The sequence below is a fragment of the Haloechinothrix sp. LS1_15 genome, from assembly GCF_033042135.1.
In the GTDB taxonomy this organism is placed as follows: Bacteria; Actinomycetota; Actinomycetes; order Mycobacteriales; family Pseudonocardiaceae; genus Haloechinothrix.
On sequence record NZ_WBXM01000006.1, the window covers coordinates 1 to 25,099 of the forward strand.

24 protein-coding genes are annotated in these 25,099 nt (G+C 68.8%); 12 read left to right on the forward strand and 12 right to left on the reverse strand.

Translation table 11 applies throughout. The features are described 5' to 3' along the window. The 3 genes from F8178_RS10715 to F8178_RS10725 form a co-directional block, all read right to left on the reverse strand. Positions 1-917, reverse strand: a 917-nt coding sequence (locus F8178_RS10715) for a malectin domain-containing carbohydrate-binding protein (RefSeq protein WP_317494594.1), incomplete at its 3' end; no start/stop codon positions are given. A 101-nt stretch (positions 918-1,018) separates the two neighbouring features. After that, on the reverse strand, positions 1,019-3,163 hold the full coding sequence (locus tag F8178_RS10720; RefSeq protein WP_317494595.1) for a glycosyl hydrolase family 18 protein: 2,145 nt from the start codon (positions 3,161-3,163) through the stop codon (positions 1,019-1,021). 429 nt (positions 3,164-3,592) lie between these two features. Then, entirely contained in the window at positions 3,593-4,468 is an 876-nt protein-coding gene (locus F8178_RS10725; protein ID WP_317494596.1) for a GGDEF domain-containing protein, read from the reverse strand. Between the two features lie 266 nt (positions 4,469-4,734). On the opposite strand from F8178_RS10725, the gene F8178_RS10730 reads away from it, so the two are divergent. Together F8178_RS10730 and F8178_RS10735 are read left to right on the forward strand one after the other, a co-directional pair. Next, positions 4,735-7,128, forward strand: a complete 2,394-nt coding sequence (locus tag F8178_RS10730) for a sigma-70 family RNA polymerase sigma factor (protein WP_317494597.1) — start codon at positions 4,735-4,737, stop codon at positions 7,126-7,128. 81 nt (positions 7,129-7,209) lie between these two features. After that, the gene (locus F8178_RS10735; protein ID WP_317494598.1) at positions 7,210-7,722 is read left to right on the forward strand and encodes a GtrA family protein; all 513 of its coding nucleotides are present in this window, start codon (positions 7,210-7,212) and stop codon (positions 7,720-7,722) included. Positions 7,723-7,751: 29 nt separating this feature from the next. Here F8178_RS10735 and F8178_RS10740 read toward each other — a convergent pair whose 3' ends face one another. Both F8178_RS10740 and F8178_RS10745 read right to left on the reverse strand, forming a co-directional pair. Next, positions 7,752-9,035, reverse strand: a complete 1,284-nt coding sequence (locus F8178_RS10740; RefSeq protein WP_317494599.1) for an ATP-binding protein — start codon at positions 9,033-9,035, stop codon at positions 7,752-7,754. A gap of 86 nt (positions 9,036-9,121) precedes the next feature. Then, positions 9,122-9,832: a response regulator transcription factor gene (locus tag F8178_RS10745; protein WP_317494600.1), complete on the reverse strand. Its 711-nt coding sequence runs from the start codon at positions 9,830-9,832 to the stop codon at positions 9,122-9,124. 36 nt (positions 9,833-9,868) lie between these two features. On the opposite strand from F8178_RS10745, the gene F8178_RS10750 reads away from it, so the two are divergent. After that, positions 9,869-10,669, forward strand: coding sequence for an inositol monophosphatase family protein (locus F8178_RS10750; protein WP_396345300.1), 801 nt, complete (start codon positions 9,869-9,871; stop codon positions 10,667-10,669). A gap of 5 nt (positions 10,670-10,674) precedes the next feature. On the opposite strand, the gene F8178_RS10755 is transcribed toward F8178_RS10750, so the two are convergent. The 7 genes from F8178_RS10755 to F8178_RS10785 form a co-directional block, all read right to left on the reverse strand. Then, a complete protein-coding gene (locus F8178_RS10755; protein WP_317494602.1) occupies positions 10,675-10,965 on the reverse strand; it encodes a hypothetical protein in 291 nt (96 codons plus the stop codon). After that, positions 10,962-12,983, reverse strand: a complete 2,022-nt coding sequence (locus F8178_RS10760) for a TNT domain-containing protein (protein ID WP_317494603.1) — start codon at positions 12,981-12,983, stop codon at positions 10,962-10,964. The genes F8178_RS10755 and F8178_RS10760 overlap by 4 nt, the downstream gene beginning before the upstream one ends. Before the next feature lie 11 nt (positions 12,984-12,994). Continuing rightward, positions 12,995-13,324, reverse strand: a complete 330-nt coding sequence (locus tag F8178_RS10765; protein ID WP_317494604.1) for a hypothetical protein — start codon at positions 13,322-13,324, stop codon at positions 12,995-12,997. Then, a complete protein-coding gene (locus F8178_RS10770; RefSeq protein ID WP_317494605.1) occupies positions 13,321-13,917 on the reverse strand; it encodes a YbaB/EbfC family nucleoid-associated protein in 597 nt (198 codons plus the stop codon). Before F8178_RS10770 ends, F8178_RS10765 begins: the two co-directional genes overlap by 4 nt. A 124-nt stretch (positions 13,918-14,041) precedes the next feature. After that, a complete protein-coding gene (locus F8178_RS10775) occupies positions 14,042-14,983 on the reverse strand; it encodes a hydroxymethylglutaryl-CoA lyase (RefSeq protein ID WP_317494606.1) in 942 nt (313 codons plus the stop codon). 6 nt (positions 14,984-14,989) lie between these two features. Further along, positions 14,990-15,559, reverse strand: coding sequence for a PH domain-containing protein (locus F8178_RS10780; protein ID WP_317494607.1), 570 nt, complete (start codon positions 15,557-15,559; stop codon positions 14,990-14,992). 107 nt (positions 15,560-15,666) lie between these two features. After that, on the reverse strand, positions 15,667-16,512 hold the full coding sequence (locus tag F8178_RS10785; protein ID WP_317494608.1) for a biotin--[acetyl-CoA-carboxylase] ligase: 846 nt from the start codon (positions 16,510-16,512) through the stop codon (positions 15,667-15,669). 81 nt (positions 16,513-16,593) lie between these two features. Between F8178_RS10785 and F8178_RS10790 the strand changes: the two genes are divergently transcribed. The 9 genes from F8178_RS10790 (at position 16,594) to F8178_RS10830 (ending at position 25,098) form a co-directional block, all read left to right on the forward strand. Beyond that, a complete protein-coding gene (locus F8178_RS10790) occupies positions 16,594-18,240 on the forward strand; it encodes an acyl-CoA carboxylase subunit beta (RefSeq protein WP_317494609.1) in 1,647 nt (548 codons plus the stop codon). 38 nt (positions 18,241-18,278) lie between these two features. Next, positions 18,279-18,518, forward strand: a complete 240-nt coding sequence (locus F8178_RS10795; protein WP_317494610.1) for an acyl-CoA carboxylase subunit epsilon — start codon at positions 18,279-18,281, stop codon at positions 18,516-18,518. Between the two features lie 91 nt (positions 18,519-18,609). Next, a complete protein-coding gene (locus tag F8178_RS10800; protein ID WP_317494611.1) occupies positions 18,610-19,242 on the forward strand; it encodes a Maf family protein in 633 nt (210 codons plus the stop codon). A gap of 110 nt (positions 19,243-19,352) precedes the next feature. Beyond that, positions 19,353-19,673: an SAV_915 family protein gene (locus tag F8178_RS10805; protein WP_317494612.1), complete on the forward strand. Its 321-nt coding sequence runs from the start codon at positions 19,353-19,355 to the stop codon at positions 19,671-19,673. Continuing rightward, positions 19,670-19,960: a hypothetical protein gene (locus tag F8178_RS10810; RefSeq protein ID WP_317494613.1), complete on the forward strand. Its 291-nt coding sequence runs from the start codon at positions 19,670-19,672 to the stop codon at positions 19,958-19,960. The genes F8178_RS10805 and F8178_RS10810 overlap by 4 nt, the downstream gene beginning before the upstream one ends. Positions 19,961-19,964: 4 nt before the next feature. Beyond that, positions 19,965-21,140, forward strand: coding sequence for a hypothetical protein (locus F8178_RS10815; protein WP_317494614.1), 1,176 nt, complete (start codon positions 19,965-19,967; stop codon positions 21,138-21,140). Between the two features lie 316 nt (positions 21,141-21,456). Next, positions 21,457-22,071 (forward strand): hypothetical protein, encoded by a 615-nt coding sequence (locus F8178_RS10820; protein ID WP_317494615.1) that lies wholly within the window; start codon positions 21,457-21,459, stop codon positions 22,069-22,071. Between the two features lie 123 nt (positions 22,072-22,194). Further along, positions 22,195-23,058, forward strand: a complete 864-nt coding sequence (locus F8178_RS10825; RefSeq protein WP_317494616.1) for a hypothetical protein — start codon at positions 22,195-22,197, stop codon at positions 23,056-23,058. A 234-nt stretch (positions 23,059-23,292) separates the two neighbouring features. Next, on the forward strand, positions 23,293-25,098 hold the full coding sequence (locus F8178_RS10830; protein ID WP_317494617.1) for an acetyl/propionyl/methylcrotonyl-CoA carboxylase subunit alpha: 1,806 nt from the start codon (positions 23,293-23,295) through the stop codon (positions 25,096-25,098). Position 25,099 lies beyond the last annotated feature (1 nt).

The following is a 25,099-nucleotide window of genomic DNA, read 5'->3' on the forward strand; positions in this document are numbered from 1 at the left end:
TCGTCGGGTGCTTCGCCGCGGGGTTGGGTGGTGGCGGTGACCGTGTTGCTCGGGCCGGACTCTCCTGCCTCGTTGACCGCCACAACCGCGAACTCATAGCTGGTATCAGCCGCCAGACCGGTCACCGTATGACTGGTCGCCTCCGTCTCGGCGACCACCTCACCATCCTGAATCACCCGATAGCCGGTGACCTCGTCACCCTCACCACCGGCCTGCCAGGCCAGCGACACAGTCGTCGTGGTCGTACCGGTCACCGCCAGCCCGGACGGCGCAGCAGGCGGCTCCTCCGGCGGCTCCGGATCCGGATCATCCGGCGGACCCGGATCGTCATCACCATTGGCCGCGACCACCGAAATCGCCGACACCGTAGCGAAATTCGACCCACCATTCATGGTGAAACCCACCGACAACCGGCCACCCGACACCGACACCGGGAACGACCGATCACACGCCGTCAACGCCCCACACTCGGCGAAAATATCGAACCCGGACAGCACCGTATCCCCATTAGCAGCCACATCGAACACCCGCTGCCCAGGAGCATTCGCCCAATCCTCCACCATCTTCACCGTGACCTCATAGTCACCATCAGGAAGATCAAACGAATACCCAGCACCCCCAGTAAACAAGTTGTACCCCTGATACAACTCGTCATCCCCGGTCCCGGCCACCGACTCCGACGTCGACCCCGAACCGAACACCATGTCATAACCCCACTCCCCCTGCGAATACGACCGATCCGCCGACCACACCACACCGGCACTATCGGTCACCTCACCACCATTCGCATTCACCCGCACCGGCACCGAACCGTCCCCGGCACCATCCGCACCCTGCGCCACCGGCACCACAGCCCCCAAAGCAAGCAGGGCCGTAGCGAATCCGGCCAGCAGGCCGAACGTGCTTCGTCTACGCATCGTCATCTCTCCCTCGGGATCGCAGGAACGACCGGTCGTGCCCGGGCCCGCGGCCGGACCGCGGGCCCGGGCACGACCGAGTCAGGGGTAGGACGCAGGGCCTACGAGAGGACGTTGGCCAGGGTCGAGGTCAGCGACGCTTGCTCGTCGTCACCGTCGAGCGACCACATCATGGCGCCGCCGAGTCCGAGGTCGAGAATGTACTGACCCTTCTGCTCGAACAGCACCGGATCGTCGTAACTCCACCACTCGTGGCCGTCGTAGAGCCACAGCGCGCCGTGCTCGGTGTCACGGAAACGCTCGCCCGGCTTGTCCTTGAGGACCTTGTAGTCCTCGTAGCCGTTCTCGTGCGTGCCCTGCGCGGCACCGGTCGCCGGCTGGTACAGACCGTCGTTGGTGTCCGGTACACCGGCCCAACCACGCCCGTACGCCGGGAAACCGAGCACGAGCTCGTCGGCGGGCGCACCACGCTCGATGTAGCTACTGATCGCCAGATCCACGCTCCACTGCTCCGGCTTGGGGTTGTCCGGCGGCGAGAACAACTGGGACTGGTGGTTGGTCTCGTCGTCCCAGGCACCGGCGAAGTCGTAGCCCTGGACCGTGGCGAAGTCGAGGTAGTCGAAGACCTTGTCGACCTCGAATCCGGCGTCGATCTTCGCCGGGTCGGCTGGGAAGAACGCCGTCAGCTCGTGGTACTCGCCCGTCTCGTCACCGAGCTCATCCAGTTGCTGGCGGAACTCCTCCAACAGCAGGGTGTAGTTCTCCTTGTCCTCCTCGCGGACGATGTTGCCTGGCGCGCCCTCCGAACCGGGCCACTCCCAGTCCACATCGATCCCGTCGAACACGTCCTCGGCCGCACCATCCGGCAGGCCGGGAATGTTACCCCTGACGAACCGGTCGATGCAGGTTTCGACGAAGTGCTCGCGGGACTCCTGGGTCAGCGCGGCATCCGAGAAGTTGCGGGACCAGGTCCACCCGCCGAGCGAGAGCAGCACCGTCAGGTCGGGGTGCTCCTCCTTCAGTTTGCGCAGCTGGTTGAAGTTCCCGCGCAACGGCTGATCCCAGGTGTCGGCCTCGCCGTCGACGCTCTCCTCCGCGGTGAACGCCTTCTCGTAGTCGGCGAACCGGTCACCGCTGACGCACTCGCCATCCTGGCTCACGTCGGCGAACGCGTAGAAGACGTGCGTGAGCTGCTCGGCGGCGCCGTTGTCGTGCACGTCGGAGAGCATGAAGTCGCGGCCGTAGATGCCCCACTGGGTGAAGTACCCGACGTGAACGTGCTCGTCGGGTGCTTCGCCGCGGGGTTGGGTGGTGGCGGTGACCGTGTTGCTCGGGCCGGACTCTCCTGCCTCGTTGACCGCCACAACCGCGAACTCATAGCTGGTATCAGCCGCCAGACCGGTCACCGTATGACTGGTCGCCTCCGTCTCGGCGACCACCTCACCATCCTGAATCACCCGATAGCCGGTGACCTCGTCACCCTCACCACCGGCCTGCCAGGCCAGCGACACAGTCGTCGTGGTCGTACCGGTCACCGCCAGCCCGGACGGCGCAGCAGGCGGCTCCTCCGGCGGCTCCGGATCCGGATCATCCGGCGGACCCGGATCGTCATCACCATTGGCCGCGACCACCGAAATCGCCGACACCGTAGCGAAATTCGACCCACCATTCATGGTGAAACCCACCGACAACCGGCCACCCGACACCGACACCGGGAACGACCGATCACACGCCGTCAACGCCCCACACTCGGCGAAAATATCGAACCCGGACAGCACCGTATCCCCATTAGCAGCCACATCGAACACCCGCTGCCCAGGAGCATTCGCCCAATCCTCCACCATCTTCACCGTGACCTCATAGTCACCATCAGGAAGATCAAACGAATACCCAGCACCCCCAGTAAACAAGTTGTACCCCTGATACAACTCGTCATCCCCGGTCCCGGCCACCGACTCCGACGTCGACCCCGAACCGAACACCATGTCATAACCCCACTCCCCCTGCGAATACGACCGATCCGCCGACCACACCACACCGGCACTATCGGTCACCTCACCACCATTCGCATTCACCCGCACCGGCACCGAACCGTCCCCGGCACCATCCGCACCCTGCGCCACCGGCACCACAGCCCCCAAAGCAAGCAGACCGGCCGCGGCAGCCGCGCCGAACGTACTGGCCCGGCGCAGCAGATGTCGGCCACTGCGGGAACTCTCCTGTCGAGAGGAGATACGTTTGATCATGAAAGTTCCTCACTGCTCGATGACCCGGCAGGCGTAGCGTGCCGGGTCTCGCACCGTTCGCGGGCGGGACGCCAGCCCCGCCCGTCATCCCCTTGAAACCCACCTGTCAGGCGCAGGATCGGTGTGCCGTTGAACAGCCCACCGCCCGCGGTGTCGCCTGTGTCGTGTCGTTCCCCTGTGCTGACCGGAGCGCGAAAACTGTAAAGAACGTTTCCTATTTAGCCGGGCATCACCTCGCCAGCACGCGCGCCGGGAACCCCGCCGCGATACGCGATCTAAACTTTTAGGAAAGTTTCCTAAAAGTAAAGGTAATTGTAATTGCATGGATCCGGGCCCCGTCAACCCTCTGTCCGCTGGCGCACGACGAAAGTCGGGGACAGCCGCGCCGCACCACGCATCGCGACGACGAGCGTGCGGCCGCGGCCGGTCTCAGCAACGACCGAGTTCGTGCAGCAGCTCGCAGCTCTCCGGAACGCTCGGACGTAGACGTACGATGCGCACCGTGACCGACGCGCACGCGAGATCGGGATCCTGTTGGAGGCGCCAGTGCACCTCGCGTCGCACGGCGACCGCACGATCCCCGAGTCCTTGGGCACGGTCGGCGAGCGCCACAAGGACGGAGGTCCCGATGGCCGCCACGCTCTCCCCGGCGGTGAACACCGCGCGCATCCCTTCCGCGGCCAGGATCATGCTGGTCAGCCTCGACCAGCCGGTCACGCGTGTCAGGTCGATCGACAGCACGACGAGCACGTTCCGATCGGCGGCGGCAACCCGGTCGTAACGCGCTCGCTGGTACAGCTCCTCGAGCCGCGTGCGCAGGTACGCCGCCGTGGGCAGGCCGGTCAACGCGTCGGTCACCTCGGTATGCGCGAGCTGATCGAGCGCGACATCCGCCCACGCCAGCGCGGTGACACGGACGAACCGGGTAGGGGTCGCGTCGACATCGGCCAGCGCGAGCTGCCCGGCATCCCGTGTCCCGCCCGATCCCTGCGTGGCCGCGTGCAGCGCCGCCAGGTCGGCGAGTGTCTCGGCCAGGCCTGCCCCGGCCGCCGCCCGCGCCCGCCCGAGACCGGACAGCGCCTGGTCTGTGACCCCCTCGCGCATGACCGTGGCGCACACCGCATCGATCTCGGGCAAGGCCCAGTCACTGGGGAACCGCCAGCCGGAGGCCAGGCTCATCGCACGCCACCGCGCGCGCAGCGCCCGCAGCGGGGCACTCGCCGGTCCGGGCATGTCGGGACTGGCCTGGGACGGACCGTCTGCCTCACCGTTGCCCGTCACCCCAGACGCATGCCCGTCCGCCACTAGCCGGTTCCTTCCACCGCGTCGTTCACCTTCCGTGATGAAGTGACGGCGCCGCCCGCCGCGCGTGACGGCACGACGCGACCGCAATTTCCGTCCCGGTGAACCGCGGCGGCAGCCGTACGGTACCGCCCCCCACCCGCCACGACGCGTCACACTATCGCATGCGCGCGGTCTCCACTCCGGTGTCGTAACCTGAGCAGGCGGGACTCGATAGTGACCACGCTGGTAACGGTGACACCGGCCAGCAGCGAGCCAGGAGGAGGCCAGTGTCAACGGTTCCAGCAGAACCGGCGGGGCCGAGTGACGCCGCGCTGATCACCTCGGTGCAGGAAGGTGATCTGTCCGCGTACGGCACCCTCTACGAGCGCCACGTCACCGCGGCGCAGAACCTGGCTCGCCAGCTCGCCAGGTCCCCAGCCGAAGCCGACGACCTGGTGGCCGATGCGTTCGCCAAGGTGCTCGACACGTTGCGCGCGGGCAAGGGCCCCGAGAGCGCCTTCCGCGCTTACCTGCTGACCGCGCTGCGACACACCGCCTACGACAAGTCCCGCAAGGATAAGCGCGTCGATCTCAACGAGGATATGAGCGCGGCGACCGGGGAGGTCGGTAGCGCACTGGCCGTGCCGTTCTCCGACACCGCCGTAGCAGGCCTGGAGCGCAGCCTGGCGGCGCAGGCGTTCGCGCGGCTCCCGGAACGCTGGCAGGCCGTGCTCTGGCATACCGAGATCGAGCAGCAGTCTCCTGCCGAGGTGGCTCCGCTGCTGGGGCTGACAGCCAATGGGGTCTCCGCGCTCGCCTACCGCGCACGCGAGGGTCTACGGCAGGCTTACCTGCAGGTCCACCTGTCGCGGACCTCGGCCGAGCGGTGCAGGGCCACGGCCGACCGGCTCGGCGCATGGACCCGCGACGGCCTGTCCAAGCGGGAGCGTGCGCAGGTGGAAGCCCACCTCGACGAGTGCGAGGAGTGCCGCGCACTCGCGGCCGAGCTCGCCGACGTCAACGGCGCACTGCGCGCGGTCATCGCGCCGATCGTGCTCGGCGGTGCCGCACTGGGTTACCTCGCCACCGCGGGTGCGGGCCAAGCTTCGGCGGCGACCGCGGGTGCCGCCGCAGCGGGCGGCGCCGCCGCATCCGCATCGGCGGGATCCGGCGGGGCGGGTGCCGCGGCCTCCGGTGGACCACGCCAGTTCCTCGGCGTCACCGCCTCGGCCGCCGCCGTCGCCGCCGCCGTCGGCATCGGGCTGGTCGGCGGGGACGGCCAGCACATCCCCGATGCGCAGCAACCGGCGGCCGAGCAAGAGCCGCCCGCCGACGAGCCGCCCGCCGACGAGCCGCCCGCCGACGAGCCGGACACGGATGAGCCGGACGACGAACCAGCCGATGAGCCGGACGCCCCACCACCGGCACCGGCACCCGAACCACCACCTGCACCGGCACCCGAACCGGACGAAACCGAGGAGGCACCGCCCCAGGACGCACCGGAGGCACCGGCACCGGAACCCGCGCCGGAACCCGCACCCGAACCACCCGAACTCACCGCCGAGGGCCCACCCGAGGGCATCGAACTCGTCGCAGGCGGCGACCCGGTCGACCTTCCCATCACGGTGCGCAACGACGGCGACGCACCGTCGGAGCCCGCCACGGTCACCCTGACCTTGCCTGCTGGGGTGGCCGCGGTAGCGCATGCCACCGGTGGTGGCAGCCAGCCGATGGCGGGATCCGTCCGGGCGACCATCGCCGAGAACCCCCGCCAGCAGGGCGACGGTTCCGACGACGGCTCCGTGGTCCGCTGCCCAGCGGGTTCCGGAACGGTCAGCTGCACGACCCCGTCCGGGCTCGAGCCGGGCGAGGAGATGACGCTGCTGTTCCGATTGCAGGCAAGCGAGGATGCCGAGCCGGGTGAGATCACCGGCAGCCTGGACAGCGAGGATGCCGCCAGGGTGCGGATCACCATCCCGGTCCGGGTGGCCGCCCCCAACGACGGCGTCGAGGTCACCACCCGGCCGTTCGGTCACGGCCATCCCGGGACCGGCGGCGGCAGGCTGTCGCACATCACGGTGACCAACACCGGGGAATCCACGGACCACACCACGGTCCACCTCGACGCCAGCGCGTTCGTGTTCAGCCGCTCCCGGCCGGGGCATATGGACTGCACCAGCGACGCTTCCAGCACCGAATGCACCTCCGCCGACGAGCTGGAACCCGAGGAGTCGGTGCGCATGTGGGCGCTGGTACGCGACCCCTGCACCGCCGGGATCGTCACGGTCACCGCCAGGCTCGGTACGGCCACCGATACCGCCACCATCGAGGTCGGCAGCTGGCAGCCGTGCACCCTCCCGCCGACACCACCGCCCCAGCAACCGGAACCCGACCCGACGCCCTCGCCCGGCCCGTCCCCCGGGCCCTCGCCGAGCACACCGGAACCGACACCTCCCGAGAAGGACCCCACTGGCGGCGTCACGGGCACCGGGCAGAGCCCCACCCCCACGGGTGAGACCGAGACGGGTCCCGCCACAACCACCACGCGACAGCACCCGACCGGGGACAGGACGAGCCCACCGGAAGCGGAGGAGTCCTCACCGGCCTCAGAGCGTCCCGGCGCGCGTCACGGGCACGGGAAGCCACCGGCCCAAGTAACGGCAGGCTACGGTCCGCGGTGACCCCTGGCGGCGAGCCGTCCCGGCAGGGTCGCCGCGCGGCCGTCACCGCCCCGGCTTCCCACGGCTCGTAGACTGCTGCGGATGACCCTCGTCGACGACGTGCTGGCGCGGGTGCCCCGCCCGCTGCGGCTGCTGCTGCTCAGGTACCGGGAGCTGCTGAAGTTCGGCTTCGTCGGTGGCACCGCCTTCCTCGTCGACAACGGCATCTGGTACGCGCTGAAGCTCACGATCCTGACCGAGAAGCCCACCACCGCCAAGGGCATCGGCATCCTGGTGGCCACGATCGTGTCGTACGTCCTCAACCGCGAATGGTCGTTCCGCACCCGAGGCGGCCGGGAACGCCACCACGAGGCCGCGCTGTACTTCCTGATCAGCGGTATCGCGATCGTGATCAACCTGATCCCGCTGTTGATCTCGCGCTACGTGCTCAACCTCGAGGTGCCGCACGTGTCGTTGCTCGTCCAGGAAGTCGCCGACTTCACCAGCGCCTCGATCATCGGCCTGGTGCTGGCGATGGCCTTCCGCTTCTGGGGCTACAAGCGGTGGGTCTTCCCCGACGAGTTCGGCGACCACCGCACGGGCGTACCGGTGTGAGCGGCCCGACCGGGTCCTGCCGCGTAGCGCTACCGGGGTGAGGGCGTGCTCGGCCAGTCCACGCCAGCGATCTCGGTCGACTTGGGGACGCGGAGGAACACGCTGAACGTCGCCGGGCGCTGCCCGGACAGCTCCAGCCTGCCACCGTCAGCCTCGACGAGAGCGCGTGCCAGCGCCAGGCCCACCCCGGTGGAGCCCGCGCCGGAGACACCCCGGTCGAACATGTGCGGCACCAGGGCGTCCGGCACGCCGGGCCCATCGTCGGTCACCTGCACCAGTACCGTCTCGTCACCGTCACCACGCCGGGCCGACAGCGTCACCGTCCCCGACCCGTGCCGCCGGGCGTTGTCCAGCAACACCCCGATCACTTCGCGGAGCCGTGCCGGTGTTGCCCTGGCCATCAACCCGTCGGCCACCCGCAGCTTCAGCGTCCTGCCTTCGGATTGCAGCATCTCGCGCCACTCCTCGGCGATGCGGCTGAGGGTAGCGGGCAGGTCGACGGGTTCGGCATCGGACTCCCGCGCCGCCCGGGCGGCGGCGAGCAGCTCGTCGAGGACCTGGGACAGCTCATCGGCCTGCTCCTGTGCCGCGGTGGCGTCCTCGACCACATCGGGATCGCTGTGCATCGTGAGCGCGTCGAGTCGCAGCTGCACCGCGGTCAGCCTGCTCCGCAACTGGTGCGAGACGTCGCCGACCAGCTGACGCTCCCGGTGCACCAGCCGGGACAGTGCCCGCGCCGAGGTGTCCAGGCTCTCGGCGACCTGGTCCAGTTCCGGCACGTCGTAACGCCGGGAGTCGGAACGGAAGTCACCGGCACCTAGCCGTGACGCACGCTCCGCGACGTGCCGCAACGGCCGGACGAGCCTGCGGGCGGTAACCGTCGCCACCACCGTTCCCGTCCCGACCGACAGCACCGCGAGCAGCACCACCGCGATCGTGACCTGTGTCTGCCGGGCACGCAGCGGCCCCATCGGCGCGGCGAGCTCCAGCGTGGCATCATCGACGAGCTCGGCCCGCGCCACGATCTGCTCGCCGTCGGTCTCCGCCCCGTAGTACAGGTCCTGCCTGTCGGGTAGCCGCACGGTGAGGGTCTCGTCCTCCCGTACCGCCAGCCGTACCCGGCCGAGGTCGATCTCCTCGCCCTCGGCCATCCGCTCGTCGATGTTGCCCGCGATCCGCTCGGCTCGGGTGTTGAGCTCGTCCCGGGTCATGTTGTGCACCAGCTCCCAGGCCGTGACCCCGAGCGGGATGCCGAGCGCCGCCGCCGTCACGGTCACCGCCAGCAGGATCGCGAGCAGTATGCGCCTGCGCACGTCAGCAAGCCTAACCGCATCCTGGAGTGGGCAACATGACCACCGGCGTCCCGGCGCGCATCACCGATCGCACGGTTCGCGGCCGCTCAGTCGGTCTCGAAACGGAACCCGAGGCCGCGCACGGTCGCGATGCGCCGCTCCAGATCCGGCTGGGTCGGTCCGCCGTCGCCGCGCCCGTCGATCTCGCCGCTGGCGACCGCCAGCTTGCGCCGCAACCAGGAGATATGCATGTCGAGCGTCTTGGTGGACTTGGTATCCAGGTCGTTCCACACCTCCGCGAGGATCTCTTCCCTGCTGACCACCTGCCCCGCACGGCGCAGCAGCACCCGCAGCAGCTCGAACTCCTTGTTGGCCAGCTGCATCTCCGTGCCGTCCACGGTGACCACCCTCGCGGCGAGGTCCATGCGCACCCCACCGGACTCGAGCACCTCTGGGCTCCTTCGCCGCAGCAGCGCACGGATCCTGGCCAGCAGCTCGGCGAGCCGGAACGGCTTGGCCACGTAATCATCGGCACCCGCATCGAGGCCCACGACGAAATCGACCTCGTCGGTGCGGGCGGTCAGCATCAGCACGGGGAGGTCGCTGCCGTGGGCACGCAACCTGCGGCACACCTCGAGACCATCCATCTTCGGCAGCCCCAGATCGAGCACGAGCAGGCTCACCGGGCCGCTCGCGGCCGCGTCGAGGATACCCGGGCCGTCCTCGACGACCTCGACCTCGTATCCCTCCCGCTGCAGTGCGCGCGACAGCGGCTCGGCGATCGCCGGATCATCCTCGCCAAGCAGGACCTTACTCACCTGAATCACCTTACGCGGTACCCGCGTGAAACCATCGTGACCGTGGCCGACTCCCGTACCGATACCGAACTCATCACGTCACTGGCCGATGCAGCCGACGCCGTCACATTGGCCCGGTACCAGGCTAACGACCTGGTCATCGACCGCAAGCCGGATCGCACGCCGGTCACCGACGCCGACTTCGCGGTGGAAGACACCATCCGGTCGCTACTCGCCGAGCACCGTCCGGACGACGTCGTCGCCGGGGAGGAGCACGGCGGCGAGCTCGACGGGGCGCCGGGCAAACGAGTGTGGGTCGTCGACCCGATCGACGGGACCAAGGCCTTCCTGCGCGGGCTTCCCGTGTGGGCGACGCTGATCGCCGCCGTCGACGCGGGCACCGTAGTCGCAGGCATGGTCAGTGCCCCGGCGCTGGGGCGGCGCTGGTGGGCGACGGATGGTGGCGGAGCTTACACCGACGACGGTCGCGGTCCGCGCCAGATCGCGGTGTCGGGGGTGGCCTCGCTGGCCGATGCCTTTCTGTCCACCACGAACCTCAGCACCTGGGGCGAGCACCACTCGCTTCCCGCCTACCTCGCGCTCGTCGAGGCATGCTGGGAGAACCGCGCCTACGGCGACTTCTGGCAGCACTGCCTTGTCGCGGAAGGGGCCATCGATGTGGCGGCCGAACCGATCGTCAGCCCGTGGGACATCGCGCCGTTTCCGGTGCTGCTGGCCGAGGCCGGTGGCAGGATGACCGACCTGACGGGCGCGACACGTCTCGACGGCGGCAACGCGCTGTCGACGAACGGGACCCTGCACGGATCCGCGCTGGACGTGCTCGCCAGCGCGGGCTGATCCCTTCAGCGGGGGCCGATCGCCCCGCGCACCACCTGCGCCCAGGCCAGCCTGCCGAACAGGTAATGGCAGGCGACCTGCTCGCTGGTGAAACGCGCCCAGTCGTACCGGTTGCCCTGCTCCCGCCAGAAAACCTCCCACGCCACCGGCGGGTCGGCCTCGGCATGGCCCTGTTGGCCGCGGTGGTGCTCGGTGCGCAGCAGGCACCAGCGGTTGTCAGCCTCAGCGCCGATCGAGACCACCTCGCCAGGCACCCCGATCTCCGCGAGCCACCTGCCGATCGATTCGCAGTTCATTCGCCCTCCGGAGTGTCCTCGCCTGCAGCGGTGTCGCTCCCGGTCGCCGTGATGTCCGCAAGGAACCCGAGGGCCACCAGCTCGCCTGCCGGGTAGACGGTCCGGTACCGGACGCCACCGCCCTCCTGGCCGAACCATGCCGCCGACACCGCGCGCCATACCGGGAGCTCCCGCAGTACCCGGAAGCGGAAGTACCCGGCATGCCGGTGCGCGGGCGGCAGCGATCGCCTGCCGAACGCGGTACCGCCCGCACTGAACACGCGGCCGTGTTCGGTGCCCAACCGGTCGATGACGGTCCCGGCTTCGAGCACCACGGCGACGCCGACGTCGGTACCGCCCTCCGGATACCGCTCGCACGGCGGCCACGCGTACTCCGGGGCGAGGTCATCCGATCTCACCAAGTACCGCCTGTCCCATTCCCGCTCGTGCATGCCGCCGAGCGGGTCGTATCCCGCCAGCAGCTCGGTCACCATCGGGTGGTGCGCGGGCATCCCCCTGTGCCCCAGGACCTCACCGTCCACCGCGGTGGGGACCCCGTGGAGCCGGTCGGACTCGGGGTGGTCGTGCGGCGGGAACCGCAGCCCTGCGGCGAGGTCCTCCTCGGGAGGGGGTGGCGGTAGCTGCCTGGCCGGTTTGTCGCTGGGCACCGGGAGGTGACCGATGGGGAACATGTGCACAAGGAACAGCGCGAGATCCCCGCCAGGATCCTGGCGGCCCGCGGCACCGTGCCCGGCGGCCTGCTGCGCCGCGGGCTGGGCCGTGCCCGGTTGCCCCATCACCTGATGACCCGCCCCGTGCTGACCCGCTACCTGCGGGTTTGCGGGGGCGGCGCCTGCGTGCGGGTGCTGCGGCACGGCCTGCTGCCATCGCGGCCCCGGCCCGTAGCCACCACGGTGCGGGCCCGCACCCGGACCACCCGCAGGGCCTGCCCCCGCCGGTCCACCGCCTGCCTGGCCCGCTGCCTGGCCCGCTGCCTGGCCCGCGGCGGGAGCACCGGGGCCGGCACCGGGTGGTGCGCCGGGACCGTGCGCCTGCCCCGGCGCGCCCGGTCCCGCTGCCGCAGGCGACGCTGCAGGAGGTGGCGCCCCAGCCTCGGCGAATCCGGCCAGCGAGGTACGGCCCGCGGGCGGTTGCGCATCCGCAAGCGGGTGACCGCCAGCGGGGCCTGCCTGGCCGGGATCGGGTTGGGTCACGGGCGCGGCACGCGGCGCCTCACTCGCGACCGGTCGCGCCACCCCAGCCGGTGGGGTCTCGCCGTCGAACCGCGCTCGCACGCCGTGCGCGGGTGCGTCCCCCGCGACCCCGACCCCACTCGGCGGGGTCGGGGGATCGGCAGCGCCCGCGCCCGCGGGTCCGGGTGGTTCCGGCGAGCCCGGGGGCGGCTCCGGGGACGTCGCATCCACCTCCCCCGCCGCCTCCTCGGCGGCACCGGCGACGTGGTCGGGCAGGTCGGCGGGTGGATCCCCGGCCGCGGTGGCGGCCAGGTCGGCGAACGGGCCGCCCGCAGGGCCGCCACCCGCACCGGCATCGGCGACGGACTCAGCCAGCCCGCCGGTGACCGACGCGAGCTCCGCGGCCGCGCCGTTGAGCACGGCATCCACCCCGGCGAGTGCGGTTGGGTGTCCGGCGGAGGCCGCGGCCTCCGCCGCATCGACGTTTCTCGCCGCGTGCGTGAGTTGCTCGATCATCGTCACCTTGGCCGAGGCGATCCGCTCGGCCGCGTACTCGAGCCGGTCGGCAGCACGGTCGGCCTCGCGCGGTGTCGCGACCAGCGAACCCTCGTCGGGGTCGAGATGCCGGAGCCACATCGCCCGCGCCGCATCCGCCGCCTCCCCCTCCATGGCTTCGAGAGCGCGATCCATCGTGGCATCGGCCTCGGTGGCCAGCCTCGACAGCTGCCGCGCGGCCTCGCGCCACGCGGCCGCCTGCTCCAGCATCGCGTCCTCATCGGCTTCCGGCCAGGTCACGCCGGTGCGCTCGGCGATGTCCGCGAGTTCAGGGGGAAGGTCGATGCCCATCGCCACCGCCCTCAGCGCTCGGGGTCGCGTGCGATGCCGACGATCCGGTCCGCAGCTTCCCCCTCTGCTTCGCGATAACGCGCGGCCACCTCGGCCAGTCGGTCACCCGCATCCCGCAGGTGCGCGGGTAACGCCGCGACGCGATCGCGAACTCGATCGGCGTCGGGCGCGTGCCGCGCCGCGAACGCGGCGCCGGTCGCATCCGAACCCCAGGCGTTACCGGTCCTGCACAACACCTCATCTAGCGCCGCCGCGATGGCTCTCGCGCGTTCGGCGTGCTCGGTGAACTCGCCCGCCCGGGCGGCGATGCGGTCGGCATCGGCGAAGAACCCGCTCGTCATCGGGAGTCCGCCCTCCCTCCGGGCACCCAGCTCCGCAGCGCGAAGTCCTCCTCCTCGACATCGTCGGCGTCCCGGTCCCGGGACACGGCCTGCGACGTACCGGAGCTGCCGGTTCCGGAGCCACCGTGCCCACCTCGGGGGTCGTACCGGGAGGCCCCGGCGCCGGTCTCACGCACCCACCCGGCGTCCTGGCGCGGAACCTGCCGCCCGGAGCGGCCAGGCGCGATCGCGCCCGCGCCGTCGTGGCCCGACAGCTCGGTTGTTCCCAGCAGCAGCGCATGCGGATCGGTTCCGGTAGGCAGCACCCCGGCCAGCACGTCCGCCGCCCGCGACCGCGCACGCGCCGCCGCCTCGGTGGTGGCCCGCACGATCTGCGAGGAGAGCTCGGTAGCCGTGAGCCTCGCGTACGCCTCCGGCGCGATACGCAGCTCCTCGAGCGTGCCCAGCGGGCCGACCGTGGCCGTCACCAGCCCGCCAGCGACACTCGTTGCCTCGCGGATGGTCGCGAGCTCCCGGTGCGTGGCCGCGAGCTGCTCCCTACTCCTGTGGTACTCGGTGAGGAGCTCGTCAACCCTGGCGCGGTGATCGACCACGGCACACCCCGTTCCCCTCTTCTCGCCCGATACGGCGTCGCGCAGGTCCGATTGGTGAGACGCTATCCCATGAGACTCGGTTCCCACACCGTCAGGAGTGCGGCCCGTTCCGGGGTGCCCGCCATCAACCGCCGAGCGCACGTACCACCCGGGACGGCGAGGGCCTGCCGAGCTGCTGCGCCATCCACCGGCTCGCCCCGACCAGCGCGTCCAGATCGACCCCGTGTGACACACCCAGCCCGTCGAGCATCCACACCAGGTCCTCCGTGGCGAGGTTGCCGGTGGCCGATTCGGCGTACGGGCAGCCGCCGAGGCCGCCCGCGGAAGCGTCAACCGTGGCCACACCCCGCCGCAACGCGGCGAACGTGTTGGCGAGCGCCTGGCCGTAGGTGTCGTGGAAGTGCACGGCCAGCGCACCGACGTCGACACCCGCGGAGCACACCGCGTCCAGCACCCGCTGCACATGGCCCGGGGTAGCCACCCCGATCGTGTCGCCGAGGGAAATCTCGGTGCATCCCATCTCGTACAGCCGGGCAGCCGCGGTAGCGACCTGCCCGGGATCGACCCGCCCCTCCCATGGGTCACCGAAGCACATCGACAGGTAGCCCCGCACGTCCAGCCCTTCGGCGCGGGCGCGCTCAACGACAGGGGCGAACATACCGAACTGCTCGTCGAACCCCGAGTTGAGGTTGCGGCGCGCGAACTCTACGGTTGCCGACGCGAACACCGCGATGTGCGCGACATCGGCGGTCAACCCCCGATCCAGCCCGCGCTCGTTCGGGACGAGCACCGGGTAACGCACGCCTGGCCGCCGCCGCAGCCCGGCGAGCACCTGTTCCGCATCGGCCAGCTGCGGTACCCACTTCGGATGTACGAAACTGGTCGCTTCGAGCGTCCGCAGCCCCGCATCAGCCAGCCGGTCCAGGAACTCGATCTTCACCTCAGTCGGCACGACGGACTGTTCGTTCTGCAGGCCGTCACGCGCGCCGACCTCCCAGATCGTCACGTTGTCGACCAGCCCTTCCGCTGCGTGGCGGGCGGGCAACCCCTTGTCACGCGTAGTCACGGTCGGCTAGCTCCACTTGCTCCGCTTGCGCCGGGAGGGCGTGTCCCCCTCCGGCACGATGTCCGCCTCGTCGGGTTCCTGCTGCTGGCCGCGCTCACCTGCCTGCCAGTTGATCGCAGAGTACACCTCAACGACCGAGGGGACGTCGTCGAACTCCAGCGCCTGCTCCGAGGCCGACTCGATGATCAGTGAACCGGTGCCGAGCAGCCTGTCGAACAGCGTGCGCTCGAACCGCACGCTGTTAATCCGGCTCATCGGGATATCGAGGCCGGTCCGTTTGATGACTCCCTCGCGCGAGATCACCCGCTGCTCGGTCACCAGGAAGTGCGTGGTGCGCCACCGCACGAACGGGGCGATGACCAGCCAACAGAGCAGCAGCAGTCCGAGCCCGGCGATCGACGCCAGCGCCACCGTGTCCCAGGGCTCCTCCAGGTCCCTGGCCGGAAACACCAGCCAGATCCCTCCACCGATGACGACGACGCCGACGAGCACCGGCATGACGAGCATCTTGAGGTGCGGGTGCTTGTGCACCAGAACCTGCTCGCCGGTGCCGAGGACGCCCTTCGGGTACCCCACGCTCCTCACGCTCCTATCCGATCGTGTCACCCGGTGATCGTTCACCAGAACCTACCGCCGGGCCACGTGTTCCCGACACGGGCCGAGGCTGACGCCCGACCGTCGCCTCAGGCGCTGCGAACGTGCACGACGTCGCCCGCCACGATGGTGTGCCGCGTGCCGTCGCTGGAGTCCACGAGCAACTGCCCGATGGGATCGACGTCGCCAGCGCGGCCGGAGAGTACTTCCCCTCCCGGCAGCGCCACCTCGACCGGCTCCCCCAACGTCCGGCACCGCATGCGGTACTCGGAGTGCATCCCGGCGTCGTCCAGGTCCCCTGAGGACACGCGCCACCGCCGTTCCCGCTCCGCTAGCGAACGCAGCAGCTTCAGCGCCACCTCGGTGCGGTCGGTCGTCGCGCCGTGCTCGGCCAACGAGGTCGCAGGCAGCGAACCGGGGCCGGGTTCGACGCCGGGCACGGGGTGCACGTTCACCCCGATGCCGAGCACGATGGCGGGGTGGACGGCGTCGGGTTCGGGCACCATCTCAGAGAGGATGCCCGCGCACTTGCCGTAGCCCTGCTCCCCTAGCCGACCGGCGAGCACGTCGTTCGGCCACTTCAGGTACGCATCAACACCGAGCTCGCGGGCCGCGTCCAACACGGCAAGGCCCGCCACCAACGCCACCGACCCGGTATTGCGCACCGGAACGCCGGTGGGGCGCAGCAGCACGCTGAGATACACCCCGGTGCCGGCGGGCGAGGACCACTGCCGGGAGTGGCGCCCGACCCCCGCCGTCTGCTCGCCCGCGATCCGTACTGTGAGGTCGGAGCCGCCGCTCGCCGCGGCGTCCCGCAGGTCCGCGTTGGTCGAACCGGTACGTTCGACCACCTCGACAGCAGCGTAGGGGCCGTTCGGTCGGGCCAGTTCCGAGCGCAACCGCTGGGCATCCAGCGCCGTGTCGGGTGCTGTCATGGCCCCAGCCTAGAACGAGTTCCGTGATATTGCTGACCTCTCACCCGCACGGGGAGCGGTTCACGGTTAGGCTCGCTGGCTATGAGCAGCGCAACGGAGCCGATCGGGCCGGCGCCGGAGGACGGTGAGACGCCCGACATCCACACCACGGCAGGTAAGCTCGCCGACCTGTATCGGCGGTATCACGAGGCGGTGCACGCCGGTTCGGATCGCGCGGTGGAGCGGCAGCACGCCAAGGGCAAGAAGACGGCCCGCGAGCGCATCGACATGCTACTGGACCCTGGCTCGTTCGTGGAGCTCGACGAGCTCGCCCGCCACCGGTCCACCAATTTCGGCCAGGAGAAGACCCGCCCCTACGGCGACGGGGTGGTCACCGGATACGGCACGATCGACGGACGCCCGGTGTGCGTGTTCAGCCAGGACGTCACCGTCTTCGGCGGTTCGCTCGGCGAGGTGTACGGCGAGAAGATCGTGAAGGTCATGGACCTGGCGATCAAGACGGGCAGGCCGATCATCGGGATCAACGAGGGCGGTGGCGCTCGTATCCAGGAAGGCGTGGTCTCCCTCGGCCTCTACGGCGAGATCTTCATGCGCAACACCAAGGCATCCGGGGTGGTGCCGCAGATCTCGCTGATCATGGGCGCGAACGCTGGCGGGCACGTGTACTCGCCCGCGCTGACCGACTTCGTCGTGATGGTCGACCAGACCTCGCAGATGTTCATCACCGGTCCCGACGTGATCAAGACCGTCACCGGTGAGGAGGTCACCTTCGAGGACTTGGGTGGCGGCCGGACCCACAACACCAAATCCGGCAACGCCCACTACCTCGCCCCCGACGAGGACGACGCGATCTCCTACGTCAAGGAGCTGCTGTCGTACCTGCCGTCGAACAACCTCTCCGAACCGCCGGTGTTCGATGGGCAGGAGCCGGGCGGGCAGGCTGTCGCCGACGAGGTCACCGACGAGGACCTCGAACTCGACACGCTGATCCCCGACTCGCCGAACCAGCCGTACGACATCCACGAGGTGATCCGCCGCGTCGTCGACGACGGCGAGTTCCTCGAGGTGCACGAACTGTTCGCGCCGAACATCGTGGTCGGTTTCGGCAGGGTGAACGGCCAGAGCGTTGGCATCGTGGCGAACCAGCCGACCCAACTGGCCGGGTGCCTGGACATCAACGCGTCCGAGAAGGCCGCTCGCTTCGTGCGTACCTGCGATGCGTTCAACGTCCCCGTACTGACCTTCGTGGACGTGCCCGGATTCCTGCCGGGCACCGACCAGGAGTGGGACGGCATCATCCGGCGCGGCGCCAAGCTCATCTACGCCTACTGCGAGGCCACCGTCCCGAAGATCACGGTCATCACCCGCAAGGCCTACGGCGGGGCGTACGACGTGATGGGCTCGAAGCACCTCGGTGGCGACATGAACCTGGCGTGGCCGACGGCGCAGATCGCGGTGATGGGCGCCCAGGGTGCGGCCAACATCGTGTACCGCAAGACGCTGGCGCAGGCCGAGGAAGAAGGGCGCGACGTCGAGGCGCTGCGTGCCGAGCTGATCCAGGAGTACGAGGACACGCTGTGCAACCCGTACGTCGCGGCGGAACGCGGCTACGTCGACTCGGTGATCCCGCCGTCCCACACGCGCGGTTACGTGGCGCGCTCGCTACAGATCCTGGGCGAGAAGCGCGAGACGCTGCCGCCGAAGAAGCACGGCAACATCCCGCTCTAGGGAGCCTACCGGCCGCGCAGGCGTGATGGAGGTTGGAGATGAGTGAGGAGCGTACCGAGGAGCAGCAACCACTGCTGCGGGTCGTGCGCGGCACCCCCGATGACGTCGAGCTGGCCGCATTGACGGCGGCGGTCAGCTGCCTGGCCGCAGGGGAGGGCGAGCGTGCGCCGGATAGTGCCCGCCGAACCCGGTCGCTGTGGTCCGATCCACGGGCAAGGCTGCGCAGCCCGCTGCACCCCGGCCCCGGCGCCTGGCGCGCCTCCGCGCTGCCGCAGTAGCGGAGGGGTGGGGGCTGAACGTGACGTTCAGCGCCGTAGACGGCACGAACGCCACGTTCAGCTCGCCTACGCCGGACCGTAGACTCGTACCGTGTGTTTCGTTCTGGCTTCCGCATCCCCAGCGCGGTTCAAGGTGCTGCGCGGTGCGGGTATCGATCCCCTGGTGCGCGTCTCCGGGGTGGACGAGGACGCCGTGGCCGCGCGGCTGGCGTCGCCATCGCCTGAGCAGCTGGTCACGGCGCTGGCCAGCGCCAAAGCCGAGGCCGTGGCCACCGAGATCGCCGACGAGGCACCCAACGCGGTGGTCGTCGGCTGCGATTCGATGCTCGACTTCGACGGTGAGGTGGTCGGCAAACCGGGAGACCCGGAGATCGCCCGTCAGCGCTGGTCACGTATGGCTGGGCGGACCGGTACGCTGCTGACCGGTCACGCCGTGGTGCGGCTCGACGGCGGGGTACGCACCAAGGAGGCGGTGGCCTCGCAGGCCACTACCGTGCGTTTCGCGGCGGTGACCGACGCCGAGATCGACGCCTACGTCGCTACCGGTGAGCCGCTCGCGGTGGCCGGTGGCTTCACCCTCGACGGGCTGGGTGGCTGGTTCGTCGACGGCGTCGACGGCGATCCCTCCAGCGTCATCGGCATCAGCCTGCCCCTGACCCGGTCGCTGTTGGCCGAGGTCGGCGTGAGCGTGGCCGACTTCTGGGAGCCGGGGAACCCGGAGTAGGTCACACGCGTCCCAGGGGCAGCCAACCGGTACGGTTGCCGGTTCGGAGCGGCCTGTGCTGCACTACGCGCGGGCTGTGCAGAACGCCGACGTTGTTTCAGGGGGTCACCGTGACCGGGACGCCGGAATCGCAACAGGGCAGCACACCCATACCCCCGGAGTTTCCACCCGTGGTGTACCTGCCGCTCGCGGAACACACCGACACCCCGGAGGAAGCGGTCGTCGAACTGCGGCGCACCAGGGACGGGCGGATGGCGCTGATGGCCTACTCCGCGATGGATCGCCTCAAATACTGCTGCGGTGAGCAGCAACCGTGGATGGTGCTGCCGACCGCCTATCTCGATCAGATCCAACAGGTGCAACCGTTCGACCTCGTGTTGCTGGATGTGATCATCCCCGAGGAGCACCGGCACGGGAGTGCGACGTCATGAGCGGGCACCGGGTCGACGACGGGGTACTGGAGGCCATTGCTACGACGCTCGGCGGGGCCGGAACGGATCTGGATGAGCTGGGAGGCTCGGTGCCCGACCCGCCGGATGCCGGGGAAGCCGGTCCCGCGATCGCGGGCATCGTCTCCCAGCTGGTCGACAACGCGGGCCAGCTCGCCCTGGGGCTGTCCGTAATGAGCGAAGCGATCGCCGAAGCCGGTGTGGACTACGCCGACTACGAGGCCGAGACAGCGGGGGAACTGGACGGCATGGACCTCGAGGTGGAGTGAACGCATGAGCATCGACACCAAGATCGACGGTGACCCGGAAAGCATCTGGTCCACCGCCGACTGGGTGCGCGACCGCCTCGCCGTCGGCATCGAAGACAGCGCCTCTGGAGCGCTGCGGGCCCGCAACCACGCCGACTCCGGCTGGGACGGCCCAGCCTCCGACAACTTCCGCGACCAGATGACCACCGGCGCGAACAAGGCCGACGACTTCGCCGACGCCGCCCGCACTATGGCCAGGGCCTTCGACGACACCGCCGAAGCGCTCAAGCGGGCTCAGGACGACATGGCAGCCATCCGCGAGCAGGCCGCAGCAGCCGGACTCTCCGTCGATGGTTACACCATCCACCCACCGGGACCGGCGCCACCCGACCCGGGATCACCCCCACAGGGCCGCGAGGCGACGGCCGAGGCACACCAGGCCCACCAGCGAGCGGTCGCCGCGCGAGGCGACCACGCCGCGCAAGTCGAGGCCTACGAGAAGGCACAGGCCGACGCCGAGGACGTCCGGCGCACGTGGCAACAGGCCGTGGAGGACATCAACGACACCTCCAACGACGTAGGCGCCAAGGCCTGGTTCACGGTAGGGGACATCGCGGTCGGCGGTACAGCGGCAGCTGCCGCAGCCGCCCAACGTGTCGGGCTGCTGCGGGCCGCGCGTTTCTATCAACAAGATGCCGTGGACGCTGCGCGACACGTACAAGCCTACGGCGATCACGTCACCGATCGGCGAGGCTTCTACCAGCAGATCGATCGCCGTGACGCAAGCACCCGAGCCGCGGCCAACGCACGAGCTAGCGCCAGTAGCGTCATGAATCGCTGGTCAAGCTACGCCATGCGGGGCAGTGGCGTATTGGCAGCTGGTGGGGTCGCTTATGACATCTCGCAAGGAAAGAACCCCGCGCAAGCTGCCACTTCCGGTGGCGCTGGCTTCGCCGCCTCCGTCGGTACGGGCGCGCTCATCGGAACGAAAGTCGGTGGCCCAGTGGGTCTTGTTGCCGGGACCGTCGCCGGAGCTGCCGTCGGCGCCGTTACATCCGGAGCGGTCGATTACGTCTGGGAGAACGCTGGTCCCATCCGAGATGCTGTCGTCGACGGTGCACAGGAGGTTGGGGAAGCCATCGGCGACGTCGGCAGTGCCCTGAAGGGAGGGGTAAAAGATGCCTGGAACGCGATCTTCTGACGACGTTGCTTGGCCAGCCGTGTGGCGTGAATCCCCGGCCCGCAAGCACTACTATGCCTCGGCGTTGCTCGTACTTCTCGTGCTACTTATTCCGCTCGTGGCAAGCCTCGGACTCCTGGGAAGGGGCGCTGTTCTCGAAGCCCGCTACACTTTCACTATCTGCATAATCGGACTTTTCGTACTCTGGACGGACTATGAGCAAAATTTCCGCCTTCGGCGTTCCGGGGCAAGGAGGATTACGAACGTTACGGCCGCCGACGGTGGCGGACTGAGAATCCCGTACTCACTGCGACTCTACAGCGCACTCGCGCTACTCATGTTCAGCTTTTTTGTCGCCGCCGTCATGGCCTTCGTCGACATTATGTTCCGCCGCGACGAGCTTCTGGCCGCAGATAGCCGGCGATTGCGTGATCTCATGGAACTGATTTACAGCCACGAAGCAATAACCTATGGAACACTGGCACTCACAGGATGTGTTGCGGCGATTTTCCTGTCTTTTCCCTTGCTCCTCGTCACCGGACGGTACGGACGCGGCTACGTGCTTGTCACCCAGCACGGAGTATTTCAACGCGGCTGGACGTTTTGGTCGTACCTGCCGTGGTCGGCGGTGGAATCCATATCCGCCATTCAAACCGATGGCCCGGACATTGTCATCTTCGCCAACGACGACGCACCGTGGGAGCGCGAACAGCTGACCAAGCTCTGGCGCCAGGACCGACTCCCGGAACTGACCTTGGAGGACGGCTACAGCCTCAAACCGACCATGGTGATCCAAGGCAAGTTCCTCGAAGCTGACCCCGCACTCGTGCTGGCCATGCTCGGCTACTACGCCAATGATCCCAAAGCCCGAGCCGAGCTGGGCAGTCAACGAGCGCTCGACCGAGCACGTAGTGCGGATTACGTTGCCCCACGGTCGGACCGGCACGGGTGAAAGATGCCTGGAATGCCGTATTCTGACATCCTCGGTTGGCCCGATGCGTGGCGACACTCACGAAGCCGAGCGGACGCGGGGGCCGAGTTGTTCCGGATACTTTGCTACCTGGGTATAGCGGCAATGACGGCGTGGTTGGCCATGCATTTGTGGCAACGTGGCGACACGGTCGAAGCCGTTTTCATCGCCTTGGCCGGAGCTCCTCTGCTTGCGATGGTAGGTATCGCCTTCGACTTGACATTCCGTGTCCGACATCGGCGTACGGGGAAGTTGACCCTCGCGGGAACAGATTCGGGAACAGATGGTATCAGGTTCCCGTACGTGCGCCGATCGTACTACGGAAAAATCGCCTTGTGCTTGTACTACATGGCACTTCTGTGCGCCGTGAGTGTTACCGCGATATGGGCAGACATTCCTGCCGTTGCGCCGATCATTTTCGGCATATTCGCCGCCGTTTTCGGAATATATGTTGCACTAAAGTTGAGAGGTGCGCTACCCGAAGGATATGTAATAATATCCCCGCAAGGAGTTGTTCATCATGACTCGTCGTTTCGCACGTTCCTCCCCTGGATCGAGCATTCCGGCGAATGGTCCGGGATATCGTACATCCACCCAAGCCCGGGCGGGTCTGCAACGATCACGGTAGGGGCAGACGAGTTCGGAGGGTTCGAGCGTAAGCGCGCGACCAGGTTCTGGCGACTCAAGCAATACCCTCTGTTTGAGAATGAGGAACGTATCATCATGCCAGCAATCCACATCCGGGGAGTCAAGCTCGATACCAACCCCGCGCTGGTGCTCGCAGTGCTTCTCTTCTACGCGCGAAACCCCGCGCTTCGGGAGGAGTTGGCCACGGATTCGGCGCTCCAGCGGGTGCGTTCGGCGAATCTGGTTCACTCGGGAAGCAACTGGGAATGGCGCGGTGGTGTCCCTGGCATGTCCTACCGAGAGTTTGTCGAGTACCGTCGCCGCCAGGACAGCAGCACGTGAGGCGCACACAGGAACGACGTGTAAGCCATCGGACGTGCATGCGTGATCAACATCCGCCAGCGCAGCACGTCTCGTGCGAGTTCAGCATCGCTCCGGCACACACCAAGTGCATTACGTCACCCCCGACGTGAGGTGACTCTCGTCCACCTGGCCCGGTTCGAACCGTAAACTCCCCCTAAGACCCCGTACACGCGCGCACGTACGGTGTGAGCGGCTTGGACAAGGAGGTACAGCGTGCCCGAGACAGGCCCCGAGGCGGGTGGAGTGCCCGACCGGCAGCCGGTGACGAAGGTGCTCGTCGCCAACCGTGGTGAGATCGCTGTCCGGGTCATCCGGGCGGCCAAGGATGCCGGGCTCGGGAGCGTGGCGGTCTACGCGGCCCCGGACCGGGATGCGCCGTTCGTGCGCATGGCCGACGAGGCGTTCGCGCTGGGCGGCTCCTCGCCGGGCGACAGCTACCTCGTGTTCGACAAGATCCTCGACGCCGCCAAGCGTTCAGGTGCCGATGCCGTCCATCCCGGGTACGGCTTCCTCTCGGAGAACGCCGACTTCGCCCAGGCCGTGCTCGACGCCGGCCTGACCTGGATCGGACCGTCACCGCAGGCCATCAGGGACCTCGGTGACAAGGTCACCGCCCGGCACATCGCCGACCGGGCCAACGCTCCGCTGGTTCCCGGCACCAAGGACCCCGCGGCCTCCGCGGACGAGGTGGTCGCCTTCGCCGAGCAGCACGGCCTGCCGGTCGCGATCAAGGCCGCGTTCGGAGGTGGCGGCCGTGGCCTCAAGGTGGCGCGCACCATCGAGGAGATCCCCGAGATGTTCGACTCGGCCACCAGGGAGGCGGTCGCCGCGTTCGGCAGGGGTGAGTGCTTCGTGGAGCGCTACCTCGATAAGCCGCGCCACGTCGAGGCGCAGGTGCTGGCGGACAAGTACGGCAACGTGATCGTGGCGGGTACCAGGGACTGCTCGTTGCAGCGGCGTCACCAGAAGCTGGTCGAGGAGGCCCCGGCGCCGTTTTTGACCGACGAGCAGCGCGCCAGCATCCACGAATCGGCCAAGGCGCTGTGCAAGGAGGCCGGTTACTGGGGTGCGGGTACCGTCGAGTACCTGGTCGGCGAGGACGGCACCATCTCGTTCCTGGAGGTCAACACGCGCCTGCAGGTCGAGCACCCGGTGACCGAGGAGACCACCGGGATCGACCTGGTGCGCGAGCAGTTCCGGATCGCTGCCGGTGAGCGGCTGCGGTTCACCGAGGATCCCACGCCGCGCGGCCACTCGATCGAGTTCCGCATCAACGGTGAGGACGCGGGCCGGAACTTCCTGCCCGCGCCAGGCACGGTTACCCGCTTCGTGCCGCCGGACGGGCCGGGAGTCCGGGTCGATGCGGGCGTCGAGTCCGGCACGGTGATCGGCGGGCAGTTCGACTCGCTGCTGGCCAAGCTGATCGTCACCGGCTCCGACCGGACGAACGCGCTGGAGCGCAGCAGGCGCGCCCTCGACGAGATCGTCGCCGAAGGCATGCCCACCGTGATCCCGTTCCACCGCGTGGTCGTCCGTGATCCCGCCTTCATCGGTGAGGATGGCTTCGCGGTGCACACCCGCTGGATCGAGACGGAGTTCGACAACACGATCGAGCCGTATTCCGGTGGCGCCCCAGCAGAGGACGACGAGGACCAGTCCCGCCGCACCGTCATCGTCGAGGTCGGCGGCCGCAGGCTCGAGGTCTCGCTGCCCGGCGATCTCGCCGCGAGCGGTTCCAACGGGGCCGCTCCCGCCAAGTCCAAGCCGCGCAAGCGGAACCGCGAGAAGGCCACGACCGTGTCCGGCGATGCCGTCACGGCCCCCATGCAGGGCACCATCGTCAAGCTCCCGGTCGAGGAGGGCCAGCAGGTCGAGGTAGGCGAGCTGCTCGTCGTGCTCGAGGCGATGAAGATGGAGAACCCGGTGAACGCGCCCAAGTCGGGCACCGTGACCGGCCTGTCCCTGGAGATCGGCGCCGGGGTCAATCAGGGCACGGTGCTGTGCGAGATCAAGGACTGAA